Here is a 12,086-nt window from a genome sequence, read left to right on the forward strand (position 1 = left end):
CGCCCGCGTCCACACCGCGGCCCGCGCCACGCCGACCGCGCGGGCGGCGGTGTGGACGCGGGCGATGTTGAGGCCGCGCTGGACCGAGGCGAAGCCGCCGGAATCGGCGTCCGCCCCCTCGTCGCCGTAGAGGCCGGTGAGCCGGTCGCGCTCGGGCACCCGCACGCCGTCGAGCCGAAGCTCGAAGGTGAGGAAGCCGTGATAGCCGATCTTGTCGATCACCGTGCCGGTCATGCCCTCGGGGAAGGTGCCGGGCTCCTTGACCACGAGGAAGGGTTCGAGCCCGGCGGAGCGCGGCTCACCGGGCTCGGGGTCGCGCACGCGGGCCAGCACCTCGATGAAGTCGGCCCCCAGCGCGAAGCCGGCCCAGCGCTTGGTGCCGGTGAGCACCCATTCGTCGCCCTCGCGCACGGCGCGGGTCTGCACCCCGGCGAGATCCGAGCCGGCGGTGGGTTCCGACAGCGCGATCGAGCCGATCCATTCGCCTCTGGCGGATTTCGCGAGCAGCGCCCGGCGGCTCTCGTCGTCGAGGGTCTGGGTGCCGAGGCCCTGGCCGCGGGCGAGGATCGAGCCGGTGGAGAGCCAGGCGCGGGCGAGTTCCTCCGAGATCAGGCAGTACTCGAACACGCCGAGCCCCATCCCGCCATACTCGGCGGGGATGGTGATGCCGAACCAGCCCTTTTGCGCCATCGCGTCGATCAGCGAGCGGGGCATTTCGCCCTTCTGCGGGTCGAGTTCGTCGGCGAGCGGCAGGATCACGTCGCGGGCGAAATCGCGGGCCTCCTCCTGCAAGGCGACGCGTCTCTCCGTGCGCCAGGGCGAGAGCAGCTCCGGCGGGCGCGGCGCCTTGAAGTCCGATCGGCCCATGACCCCTCCCCGTAACGTGCGGTTGTTCGTCGGAGCCGAACGCTCAAGTTGGCAAAACGTTCGCGGTCCCGGCACTTTCCCCTCCCCACAAGAGGGAGGAGAGCCGCCGCTGCGCCGCCGCTCTTGCGCTCGGTCGCGCCCGCCCCCAGAACGCCGCCCATGCTGCGCGTCAACGATCTCACCTACCGCATCGGCGAGCGGGTCATCCTCGATGCCGCGACCTTCGCGATCCCCGATCGCGCCCGGGTCGGGCTGGTCGGCCGCAACGGCGCGGGGAAGACCACTCTGTTCCGGGCGATTCTGGGCGAGTTGCCGACCGATGCCGGCGCGGTCTCGGTGCCGAAGGGCATGCGCATCGGCGCGGTGGCGCAGGAGGCGCCCGCCGGCCCCGAGACCCTGCACGAGGTGGTGCTCGCCGCCGACCTCGAGCGCACCCGGCTGATGCGGGAGGCCGAGACCGCCGACGGCCTGCGCCGGGCCGAGATCGAGACGCGGCTCGTCGATATCGGCGCCCACTCGGCCCCGGCCCGCGCCGCGGCGATCCTGCACGGGCTGGGCTTCGACGCGGCCGCCCAGGCGCGGCCCTGCTCGGATTTCTCCGGCGGCTGGCGGATGCGGGTGGCGCTCGCGGCGATCCTGTTCTCCGAGCCCGACCTGCTGCTGCTCGACGAGCCCACCAACTACCTCGACATCGAGGGCACGCTCTGGCTCTACGACTACCTCGAGAAATACCCGCGCACGGCGATCATCATCAGCCACGACCGGGAATTGCTCGACACATCCGTCGATCACATCCTGCATCTCGACCGCGGCAAGCTGACGATCTACCGCGGCGGCTTCACCAGCTTCTCGCGCCAGCTCTCCGAGAAGCGGGTGCTCCAGGCGAAGGCCAAGGCCAAGCAGGACGCCGAGCGGGCGCATCTCCAGAGCTTCATCGACCGCTTCAAGGCCAAGGCAACCAAGGCGCGCCAAGCCCAGTCGCGGATGAAGCGGCTCGCCAAGATGGAGCCGATCGCCGCCCTCCTCGAAGACGAGGCGCCGGTGATCCACCTGCCGAGCCCGGAAAAGCCGCTCTCGCCGCCGATCGTCGCCATGGAGCGGGTGCAGGCCGGCTACGGCGAGCGGGTCGTGCTGTCGGGGCTCAACCTCAGCCTCGCCCCCGACGACCGGGTGGCACTGCTCGGGGCCAACGGCAACGGCAAGTCGACCTTCTGCAAGCTGATCGGCGGCCGGCTTCCGCCGCTGGCGGGGGAATTGAAGCGCTCCTCCAAGATGGAGGTCGCCTATTTCGCGCAGCACCAGCTCGACGAGCTGCGCCCGTCCGAGAGCGCGGTGGCCCATGTCCGCGACCGCATGCCCGACGCCCCCGAGGCCAAGGTGCGCTCGGCCGCGGCCCGCCTCGGCTTCCCGGCCTCGAAGGCCGACACGCCGGTGGAAAAGCTCTCCGGCGGCGAGAAGGCGCGGCTGCTGATGGGGCTCGCCGCCTTCGACGGGCCGCACCTCCTCATCCTCGACGAGCCGACCAACCACCTCGACATCGAGAGCCGCCAGGCCCTGGTCGAGGCGATCAACGACTACGAGGGCGCGGTGATCCTCGTCTCTCACGACCGCTTCCTGATCGAGGCCTGCGCCGACCGGCTCTGGATCGTCGGCAACGGCTCGGTGAAGACCTTCGACGGCGACATGGACGATTACCGCCGCCTCGTGCTCGCCGGCCCGGAGCGGACTGAGTCGTCGGGCGATGGGAGCGGCGGGCAGAAGGCCGAGGCGCGCCGCTCGGCGGTGGAGCGGCGGGCGGCGCTCGCCCCGTTGAAGAAGCGCCTCGACGGGATCGAGGCGCGCATGGCCAAGCTGTCGGGGGCGATCGCGAAGATCGATGCGGCGCTCGCCGACGGCACCGCCTTCCTCAAGGACGCGGCCAAGGCCGGCGACTTGGCCCGCATGCGCGCCGAGGCCGCCGAGGCGCTGGCCAAGGCCGAGGAGGAGTGGCTGGAGGTGAGCGGAGAGATCGAGGCGGCCTGAGGCCGAAGCGGGGCTGCCAGGGCCTGCGCTCAGGCCGGCTCCCGCGCGAGCGCCCGCCGCGGCCTCGCGGATGGCCGTCGCGTCGTAAACCGCCGGTCGTCGGACCCGGCAACGCCGGCCCGCGCCCCGCGTTGTCGGACGCGAAGCCGGAGCGGAGGAACCATGCGCGGCACGAGCCATCCCGTGACCCGTCGGAGCGGCAAGGCCCTCGCCCTGCTGCCGCTCGCCGCGGCCGGGGCCTGGATCGCCTGGAGCCATCTCGGGCTGAACCGGGCCGGCCCCCTGCCCCCGGCCCTGCCGGGGCGGCGCAGCGCCCTGCGCACGCGGGCCGGCCGGGTGAACCTCTACGCGGCGGATGCGCAGGGCGGTCGGCCGCTCCTCCTGATCCACTCGATCAACGCGGCCGCCAACGCCTACGAGGTGAAGCCGCTCTACGAGCATTACCGGGGCAGCCGCCCGGTCTACGCGCTCGAACTGCCGGGCTTCGGCTTCTCGGAGCGGGCGGACCGGATCTACACGCCCCGGCTGATGACCGACGCGATCCTCGACGCGGCGGCCGAGATCGCCGGCCGCCACGGCGGCGCGGCGCTCGACGCGATCGCGCTCTCGCTGCCGTGCGCCTATCTCGCCCGCGCCGCCCTGGAGCGGCCCGACCTGTTCGCGACGCTGGGGCTCATCAGCCCGACCGGCTTCGACGCCCGCCTCTCCGGGCGCGGGCCGAAGGACGCCCACCGCGGCAACCCGCTGGCGCGCCAGCTCGCCGCCTTCCCGCTCTGGGGCCGCCCGCTCTTCGACGCGCTGGTGAGCCGGCCGAGCATGCGCTTCTTCCTGGAAAAGACCTGGGGCAGCCGCGCCATCGACGACGGCCTGCTCGCCTACGACCAGCTCTCGGCCCGCCAGCCGGGGGCCGAGCACGCGCCGTTCTCGTTCCTGTCGGGCTACCTGTTTCCCGACGACACCACGCGGGTCTACGAGGCGCTGACGCTGCCGGTCTTCATGGTGCACGGGGCGCGGGGCGACTTCGTCGACTACCGCCATGTCGGCGAGGTGGCGGGCCGTCCGAACTGGACGATCCGACGGCTCCCCACCGGCGCCTTCCCGCATTTCGAGGATCGCGCGGCGGTGACGGACGCCTACGACGCGTTCCTTGCTGTTCGCAAAGCCCGACCCACCGATCCGGTGACGTGAACGCCTCACGGCCGCTCGACCGCGCTACTCCCCGACCCACTTCTGTTGTAAACACGGGAAGGCGAGGCATGAGCGCCGCATGTGGCCACCCAGCTCCGTCTCGATCACGATCCGCGAGGTCGGACAGGCCGACACGGCGCTCATCGAGATCGAGACGCCGGCCGGACAAGTCCGAATCCTCTGCCGCTTGGAGTGGAGGGGCCGCACGCTCACCCTTCGCGAGGCGCACATCGAGGGACTTTCCAGAGGAGCTCTGGGCCGTGCCGGCCTGAACGCCATTGGGGCCGCGATCCGAACCGAGGCGGATGTCGATGCAGTTGTCGTTGAAGGCGCTCAGAGAACGACGGGAACAGGGCCTCACCGCGGCCGAAGACCGCCTGCCTTCCGGTATCCCCGTTGAGGTCGTTCTCAGGGCCAGCGCTCCGATCGAGCGGCCCGTCGGCCTCGCCGAGGCTCTGACCGGCTTCGGCCTGCCGCTCGATGCGGCCCATACGGTGCTCAACCGCTTGGTGGAAGGAGAAGCCGTCCCGGTGACGCTGTATCTGACGCAGGGCGGAGAGCTGCCGTTCACGCTATCGCGGTTCGGCCTCAGCATCCGTGGGGGCTCTGCCCCGGCGCCGCGCCTCGACACCATCCTGACCCGCGATCTGGTCGATTCGATCGAACGCTGGCGCCGGGCGCAACCGGCTCGTCCTTCGGCGGGCGAGGCGCTGGGCCAGATCGTCCGGACGTACATGGCCGAGCATGGCCGGGCGAGCGGCACGGACGAGGCATCGCCTCCGCGCCGCAGGTCCGAGAACTGAGGCACCGTCACGCCGACGCGCGGGCGGCTCCGCTCAGGCGCCCGACGACGGCGACACCGCCTCGATCCGGTAGCGCAGCCACACGGTGCCGTCGTCGAACGGCTCGCAGGCGGTGCGCAGGAGGCGGCGGCGCGCGCCCATGGACGCGTCCTCCCCGCCCTCGACGTCGAACAGGGCCGGCGTGCCGATCACGCCGTCGACGGCCGGCGCCAGCAGCAGGCTCAGTTCGTCCACGAGCCCCGCCTTCAGCATCGAGCCGTTGATGCGCCCGCCGCCCTCGACCAGCAGCCGCTCGATGCCGAACAGAGCCTTCAGCTTGGCGAGCGCCAGGGCGAAATCGACCTCCCGTTCGCCCGCCAGGATGTAGGACTGGCCCCCCGCCTTGAGCCGGCGCAGGCGGTCGTCCGAGGCTTGGCCGGTGGTGAGCACGATGACGTGATCGCCCTCGATGTCGTTGCGCGCGCCCCAATCCATCGCGCCGCGCGCGTCGAGCGCCACGGCGTAGCCGGGCGCGCCGGTGCGGGCGACGTGATCCTCGCGCGACACCGGCCCGTCCGGCGGCTCCGAGGCGAGCGGTTTCGCGCTGTCGGCGTAGCCCTGCATGGTGATGCGCCCGCACATCCAGGCGTCGCCGCCGAGGCGCTTGTGGACTTCCTCGTAGTGGGAATCCGCGTCGATGGTGGTCCAGCGCCGGACCTTGATGCGCCCGTCGACCGAGGTCGTCATGTGGCACAGGACGTAAGGGCGCTCCGCGGTGTCGGCCATGGGTTCCGGGTTCCTGCTCTCGATGATGGGGGCGGAACTAGACCGGCCGCCCGACCGGGCCAGGGCGGACCGCCGCGGCGACGCGCCGCCGGCTTGGCCGGAGGCACCCGCGCCGGATAGGCTGCCGCCGAGGGAGCGGGAGGCGACGGTTCGAGAGGCGACGGTTCGGGAGGCGACACATGGCGACCTACACCGCGGATGTCCGATGGGCGCTCGCCGCGGGCGAGGATTTTTTGGCCGGGCGCTACAGCCGCGGCCACACCGTGCGCTTCGACGGCGGGGTCGAACTCGCGGGCTCGGCCTCGCCGCACGTCGTCGGCAAGTGGGCGGTGGAGGCGGCGGTCGATCCCGAGGAGATGCTGGTGGCGGCGCTTTCCACCTGCCACATGCTGAGCTTCCTCCACGTCGCCCGGCTCGCCGGTTTTTCCGCCCGCGCCTACCGCGACCACGCCGAGGGCACGATGGCGGAGATCGCCCCCGGCCGGCAGGCGGTGACGCGGGTGGTGCTGCACCCGCGCATCGCGTGGGCGGGCGAGAGCCCCGATGCGGAGCGGCTCGCCGCGCTCCACCACGACGCCCACGAGACCTGCTTCATCGCCAATTCGGTGCGCACCGCGGTGACGATCGCCTGAGGCCGGTGCTTGGCGAAACCGGCCTTGCCGGTGCATGTCCTCGATGACGCCTTCCTTCGAGGACAGTCGCGAGGACATTCGAATGACCGACCTGACGCTCGCCGCCGCCCAGGCCCTCGTGGCGACCGCCCTGAAGACCGCCCGCGAGAGAAACCTCAAGCCGCTGGCGGTGGTCGTCTACGACGCCCGCGGCGCCCTCAAGTGCCTGGCCGCCGAGGACGGCACCTCCCTGCGCCGGGCGGACGTCGCCCGCGGCAAGGCCAACGGCGCGCTGGCGCTCGGCCTCGGCTCGCGGGCGATCGCCAAGCGGGCGGAGGAGCAGCCGCATTTCGTGGCCGCCGTGAGCCACCTCGTCGGCCCGGACGCCCTGGTGCCGGTGCCCGGCGGCGTGCTGATCCGAGACCATGACGGGCGCCTGCTCGGCGCGGTCGGCATCTCCGGCGACACCTCCGACAACGACGAGATCTGCGCGCTGGCCGGCATCGAGGCGGCCGGGCTCAAGGGGGAGACGGGGGCTTGAGAGGCTCTGGTGTCTCTTCGACGTGAACGCCGCAACGCCCCTCTCCCCGCCGGGCGGGGAGAGGCCGCCTTGCACCCTGTCGTGCAGGGCGGAAGCGAAGTCGGAGCGGGGGTGAGGGAGTATCCCCGGATGAGGTTTCTTCGGACACGCCCCCTCACCTTCGGCTGCCGCCTCGCCGCGCTCCCCGACGAGGGGGAGACGCGGCCCTCTCCCCGCGGGCGGGGAGAGGGGGGTGAATTGGCCGTCCGAGCGCGGCCTGTCCCATGACCCTCCCCAGGCGCACCGTCCTGCACGGCGGCGCGGCTTTGGCCGCCGGGCTCGCCCTGCCCGCCCCCGCGCGAGCGGTCGCGCCGGTATACCGCCGCGGCAACGACGCCGACCCGGAGACGCTCGATCCGCACAAGACCTCGACGGTCGCCGAGGCGCATATCCTGCGCGACCTGTTCGAGGGACTGCTGACCTACGACAATTACGGCGCCATCATCCCCGGCATGGCCGAGAGCTGGACCGTCTCCGACGACCGCCTCACCTACCGCTTCCGTCTCCGCCCCGACGGGCGCTGGTCGAACGGCGAGGCCGTGACGGCGGACGACTTCCTGTTCTCCCTGCGCCGCATCCTCGATCCGAAGACGGCGGCGAAATACGCCGAGGTGCTGTTCCCGATCCGCGGGGCGGCCGCCGTCAACGCGGGTGAGGCGCCGCCGGAGACCCTGGGGGCGGCGGCCCCCGATCCCCGCACCCTGGAGATCGCGCTCGCCGAGCCGGTGCCCTATCTCCTCGAACTCCTGACCCACCAGACCTCGCTGCCGGTCCACCGCCCCTCGCTGGAGCGCTGGGGCGACGCCTTCGCCAAGCCCGGCAACCTCGTCTCGAACGGCCCCTACGCCCTGGTCGATTGGGTGCCGAACGACCGCATCACGCTGATCAAGAACCCGCATTACCGCGACGCCGCCCGGATCCCGATCGAGCGGGTCGACGTCGTCCCGACCCCGGATCTCGCCGCGGCGGTGCGGCGCTACGCGGGGCGTGAGATCGATTCCCTCTCCGACCTGCCCGCCGACCAGATCGCCTCGCTCAAGAGCCGGTTCGGCGCGCAGGTGCAGCTCGGGCCGGGGCTCGGCCTTCTCGCCATCGCCTTCAACCTGCGCAAGAAACCCTTCGACGACGCGCGGGTGCGCCGCGCCCTCTCGCTCGCCATCGACCGGGAGTTCCTCGCCGAGATCGTCTGGGGCCAGACCATGGCCCCGGCCTACTCGTTCTGCCCGCCGGGCCTCGACAACGCCCTGTCGCCCCCGCTCCTGCCGGGGCGCGACGACGGGCCGATCGACCGCGAGGAGGAGGCTTTGCGGCTGCTGGCGCAGGCCGGTTACGGGCCGGGCAATCCGCTCACCGTCGAGTACCGCTTCAACGTCACCGACAACAACCGCAACACCGCGATCGCGCTGGCGGATGCGTGGCGCGGCATCGGCGTCGTCACCCGCTTCGTCTCCACCGACGCCAAGACCCACTTCGCCTACCTGCGCGACGGCGGCGCCTTCGACCTCGCCCGCATGTCCTGGATCGCCGACTATTCCGACCCGCAGAATTTCTTGTTTCTGCTCCGCACCGGCAATGACGGCTTCAACGCAGGACGCTGGTCGAACGCGCGCTTCGACGGTCTGCTGACGCAAGCCGCAGGGGAGCGCGACGTGCAGGCCCGCGCGCGGATGCTGTTCGAGGCGGAAACCATCGTGCTCGACGAGCTGCCCTGGATCCCGCTGCTGCACTACCGCTCGAAGGCGCTTGTTTCGCCGCGCCTGCACGGGATGCACCCCAACATCCGCAACGTCGCCCCCACCCGCTACCTCCGGCTCGATCCGTGATCGCCCTCGTCGCCCGCCGGATTGCGCAGAGCCTGCCGACCCTGTTCCTGGTCGTGGCCGGCAGCTTCTTCCTGATCCGGCTGGCGCCGGGCGGCCCGTTCGACCTGGAGCGGCCGCTGCCGCCGGCGGCGATGGAGAACCTGCGCCGGGTCTACGGCCTCGACCAGCCGCTTATCGTGCAGTTCGGGCGCTACCTCCTGAGCCTGCTGCGGGGCGATCTCGGCCCCTCCTTCACCTTCCGCGACCTCACCGTCACCGACCTGTTCGCCCGCGGCCTGCCGGTCTCGGCGACGCTGGGCGGCCTCGCCCTCGTCCTCGCGCTGACCCTGGGGCTGGCGCTGGGAAACCTCGCCGCGTTCCATCGCGGCGGGGTTGCCGACCGGCTGGTGGGGCTCGCCGCCTCCCTCGGGCTCGCGGTGCCGAACTTCGTCACCGCGCCCCTGCTCCAGATCGTGTTCGGCCTCGGGCTCGCATGGCTCCCCGTCGGCGGCTGGGCGGACGGGAATCCGCGAAACCTCGTCCTGCCCGTCCTCACGCTCGCCCTGCCCCACGCGGCGGGTATCGCCCGGCTCACCCGCGCCTCGCTCGGCGAGGTGCTGATCCAGCCGCATATCCGCACGCAGCGCGCCATGGGGCTCTCGCCCGCCCGCGTCGCCCGCCACGCCCTGCGCGGGGCGCTGCTCCCCGTGGTCGCGACGCTGGGGCCGCTGGCGGCGGGGCTGATGACCGGCTCGGTGGTGGTCGAGACCATCTTCGGCCTGCCCGGGATCGGCCGCTACTTCGTCGAGGGCGCGCTCAACCGCGACTACACTCTGGTGATGGGCACCGTGGTGCTGGTGGCGGTGCTGGTCATCGCCTTCAACCTGATCGCCGACCTCGTCGCCGCCGCCCTCGATCCGCGGGTGAGGCTCTCCGCATGAGCCTCGCGCTCGCCGGCCTTGCCCGCCGCCGCCTCGCCCGCGACCGTCCGGCGCTCGCGGCGCTGGCGAGCCTCGTTCTGGTCGCGCTGGCCTGCCTGATCGGCCCGTTCCTGACCGGGCACGCGCCCGAGCGGATCTTTCCCGATTTCGTCCGGGTCGCCCCGAGCCTTTCCGCCCATCCGCGGCCCGACGAGGTGCGTCCGGCGCTCCAACGCCTCGCCTTCCGGATGCGGGTCGCGCTGGAGGATGTGACCCGGGAGGGCGACCGGGTGCGGCTGACCCTGTCGGCAGCAAAGCCGATCGACCTGCGCTCCCTCCGCCTGCTGCCCCGCTCCGGCCTGTTCGGCGAGCCCACGGTGCTGGAGCGGTCCGCGGACGGAAGCCGGCTCGTCATCGAGGTGCCGGTCCGAAAACTCACCTTCCTCCTCGGCACCGATGCGCTGGGGCGCGACCTCCTCACCCGCTGCCTCGTCGCGGGGCGGGTCTCCCTGCTGATCGGGCTCACCGCGGCGCTCGCCGCCCTGCTGATCGGCGTTGCCTACGGCGCGGTCTCCGGCATGGCCGGGGGAGCGGTCGATGCGCTGATGATGCGCCTCCTCGACATCCTCTACGCCCTGCCCTTCGTGTTCTTCGTCATCATGCTGCTGGTGTTCTTCCGCGCCGGGCTGTGGCTGGTGCTGGTCGCGGTGGCGGCGGTCGAGTGGCTCGACATGGCCCGCATCGTCCGCACCCAGACACTGTCCCTGAAGGGGCGCGACTTCGTCCGCGCCGCCGCCGCGCTGGGGGCGGGGACGGGCACGATCCTCGTGCGCCACATCGTGCCGAACACGCTCGGGCCGATCATCGCGGCGGCGACCCTGCTGGTGCCGCGGGTGATCCTGCTGGAGAGCTTCCTGTCCTTCCTCGGCCTCGGCGTGCAGGAGCCCGCCACCTCCTGGGGCGTGCTGATCGCGGAAGGCGCCCGCGCGCTCGAATCCGCGCCGTGGATGCTCGCCGCGCCGGCCGGCTTCCTCGTCGTCACCCTGGTGGCGCTCAACCGGCTCGGCGACGGGCTCGGCGAGGCGCTGGATCCGCGTTTTCAGCGGGACTCGGCCGGCAGGTAGCCCTGGTAGACGATGCGCACCGTGCGCCGCTCGCCGGGCAGCTCCGACACGGGGATGGCCTTCGATCCGCGCAGGGCGGGTGCGGGCTCGACCGGAGCGGGCTCCGACGCGGCCGGTGCGGGCGGCGCCTTGGGGCGCAGGGCCCAGCGCTCGGCGCCGCCCGCGCTCGCCAGGGTGGAGACCGCGATGACGGCCCCCATGGCGGCGAGCCCGGCGGCAAGCGGGGGAAGCAGGATCCTGACGGTGCGGTGCGCGAAAAAAGTCATGGCGGGTGGCCCGGCGAATGGGGCCATTCCACAACCTGAAGCGTTTCCGAACGCCGATAAGCCCCGCCCGCCGGCCGCCGCCGGGTGGGACTTGCGAACACTTTTACCGAGTCAGGGTAAACGGAGGGGCAATGACGAGCCGAGCGGAAGGTCAGGCCGGGACTGCGCCCGAGCGCGTCGCGGCCGGCACGGTCATCGACACCGACATCTCCGCCCGGCTCGACCGCCTGCCCTTCGGCCGTTTCCACACCCTGGTCATCGTCGCGCTCGGCATCACCTGGGTGCTCGACGGGCTCGAAGTGACGCTGGCGGGCGCCCTGGTCGGGGCGCTGCGCAAGGAGCCGATGGCGTTCACCGAGTTCGACGTCGGCTTGGCGGCGAGTTCCTACCTCGTCGGCGCCGTCGTCGGCGCGGTCGGCTTCGGCTGGCTCACCGACCGAATCGGGCGCAAGAAGCTGTTCTTCATCACGCTCGCCCTCTACCTCATGGCTACCGCGGCCACGGGCCTGTCGTGGAATATCTGGAGCTTCTGCCTGTTCCGCTTCCTCACCGGAGCCGGCATCGGCGGCGAGTACACCGCGATCAACTCGACCATCCAGGAGCTGATCCCGGCCCGCGTGCGCGGCTGGACCGACCTCGTCATCAACGGCTCGTTCTGGATCGGCGCGGCGCTCGGCTCCTTCCTGTCGATCGCGCTGCTGCGCCCGGAATGGATCGACCCGGCCTGGGGCTGGCGCATCGCCTTCTTCGTCGGCGGCGGCATCGGCCTCGTCATCCTGCTCCTGCGCACCTGGATCCCCGAGAGCCCGCGCTGGCTCGTCACCCACGGATACGCCGCGGAGGCCGACCGGGTGGTGACGGGCATCGAGAAGCGCTTCACCGACGAGGGCATCACCCTGCCCCCGCCGGACGAGTCGCGGCGCCTCAAGCTCAAGGTCCGCAGCCACACGCCGCTCTCCGAGGTGGCGCAGGCGATGTTCGTCACGAGCCGCCGCCAGACCATGGTCGGGCTGGCGCTGATGATCTCGCAGGCCTTCTTCTACAACGCCCTGTTCTTCACCTACGCGCTGGTGCTGGAGCGCTTCTACGACGTGCCGGGCGGCGACGTCGGCTGGTACCTGCTGCCCTTCGCCCTCGG

Annotated in this window: 12 protein-coding genes; 9 read left to right on the plus strand and 3 right to left on the minus strand. The window is 72.0% G+C overall.

Translation table 11 applies throughout. From position 1 onward, the window contains the following. On the minus strand, window positions 1-867 hold an 867-nt coding region (locus MFF42_RS15360), incomplete at its 3' end, for an acyl-CoA dehydrogenase family protein (protein WP_238256516.1). A gap of 159 nt (window positions 868-1,026) precedes the next feature. Between MFF42_RS15360 and MFF42_RS15365 the strand changes: the two genes are divergently transcribed. The 3 genes from MFF42_RS15365 to MFF42_RS15375 all read left to right on the plus strand — a co-directional run bounded on the left by MFF42_RS15365 (window position 1,027) and on the right by MFF42_RS15375 (window position 4,880). Then, window positions 1,027-2,889: an ABC-F family ATP-binding cassette domain-containing protein gene (locus tag MFF42_RS15365; protein ID WP_238256517.1), complete on the plus strand. Its 1,863-nt coding sequence runs from the start codon at window positions 1,027-1,029 to the stop codon at window positions 2,887-2,889. A gap of 162 nt (window positions 2,890-3,051) precedes the next feature. Next, window positions 3,052-4,077 (plus strand): alpha/beta hydrolase, encoded by a 1,026-nt coding sequence (locus tag MFF42_RS15370; protein WP_238256518.1) that lies wholly within the window; start codon window positions 3,052-3,054, stop codon window positions 4,075-4,077. A 305-nt stretch (window positions 4,078-4,382) separates the two neighbouring features. Next, complete coding sequence (locus MFF42_RS15375) at window positions 4,383-4,880, plus strand: hypothetical protein (protein WP_238256519.1); 498 nt, start codon at window positions 4,383-4,385, stop codon at window positions 4,878-4,880. A gap of 33 nt (window positions 4,881-4,913) precedes the next feature. Here the strand turns inward: MFF42_RS15375 and MFF42_RS15380 are convergent, their stop codons facing one another. After that, entirely contained in the window at window positions 4,914-5,645 is a 732-nt protein-coding gene (locus tag MFF42_RS15380; RefSeq protein WP_238256520.1) for a dihydrofolate reductase family protein, read from the minus strand. Window positions 5,646-5,824: 179 nt separating this feature from the next. Between MFF42_RS15380 and MFF42_RS15385 the strand changes: the two genes are divergently transcribed. The 5 genes from MFF42_RS15385 to MFF42_RS15405 all read left to right on the plus strand — a co-directional run bounded on the left by MFF42_RS15385 (window position 5,825) and on the right by MFF42_RS15405 (window position 10,682). Further along, complete coding sequence (locus MFF42_RS15385; RefSeq protein WP_238256521.1) at window positions 5,825-6,277, plus strand: OsmC family protein; 453 nt, start codon at window positions 5,825-5,827, stop codon at window positions 6,275-6,277. Window positions 6,278-6,359: 82 nt separating this feature from the next. Further along, a complete protein-coding gene (locus tag MFF42_RS15390) occupies window positions 6,360-6,797 on the plus strand; it encodes a GlcG/HbpS family heme-binding protein (RefSeq protein ID WP_238256522.1) in 438 nt (145 codons plus the stop codon). A gap of 263 nt (window positions 6,798-7,060) precedes the next feature. Next, window positions 7,061-8,659, plus strand: a complete 1,599-nt coding sequence (locus tag MFF42_RS15395) for a peptide ABC transporter substrate-binding protein (protein WP_238256523.1) — start codon at window positions 7,061-7,063, stop codon at window positions 8,657-8,659. Further along, window positions 8,656-9,579 carry an ABC transporter permease gene (locus tag MFF42_RS15400; protein ID WP_238256524.1) on the plus strand — a complete coding sequence of 308 codons (924 nt, stop codon included), beginning with the start codon at window positions 8,656-8,658 and terminating at the stop codon, window positions 9,577-9,579. The genes MFF42_RS15395 and MFF42_RS15400 overlap by 4 nt, the downstream gene beginning before the upstream one ends. Next, window positions 9,576-10,682 (plus strand): ABC transporter permease, encoded by a 1,107-nt coding sequence (locus tag MFF42_RS15405; RefSeq protein WP_238256525.1) that lies wholly within the window; start codon window positions 9,576-9,578, stop codon window positions 10,680-10,682. Before MFF42_RS15400 ends, MFF42_RS15405 begins: the two co-directional genes overlap by 4 nt. Here MFF42_RS15405 and MFF42_RS15410 read toward each other — a convergent pair. Then, the gene (locus tag MFF42_RS15410) at window positions 10,658-10,948 is read right to left on the minus strand and encodes a hypothetical protein (RefSeq protein ID WP_238256526.1); all 291 of its coding nucleotides are present in this window, start codon (window positions 10,946-10,948) and stop codon (window positions 10,658-10,660) included. The genes MFF42_RS15405 and MFF42_RS15410 overlap by 25 nt on opposite strands. 131 nt (window positions 10,949-11,079) lie before the next feature. Here MFF42_RS15410 and MFF42_RS15415 point away from each other — a divergent pair. Beyond that, a partial coding sequence (locus MFF42_RS15415) for an MFS transporter (RefSeq protein ID WP_238256527.1) occupies window positions 11,080-12,086 on the plus strand: 1,007 nt, incomplete at its 3' end.

Source organism: Methylorubrum podarium, from assembly GCF_022179745.1.
Lineage (GTDB): Bacteria > Pseudomonadota > Alphaproteobacteria > Rhizobiales > Beijerinckiaceae > Methylobacterium > Methylobacterium podarium.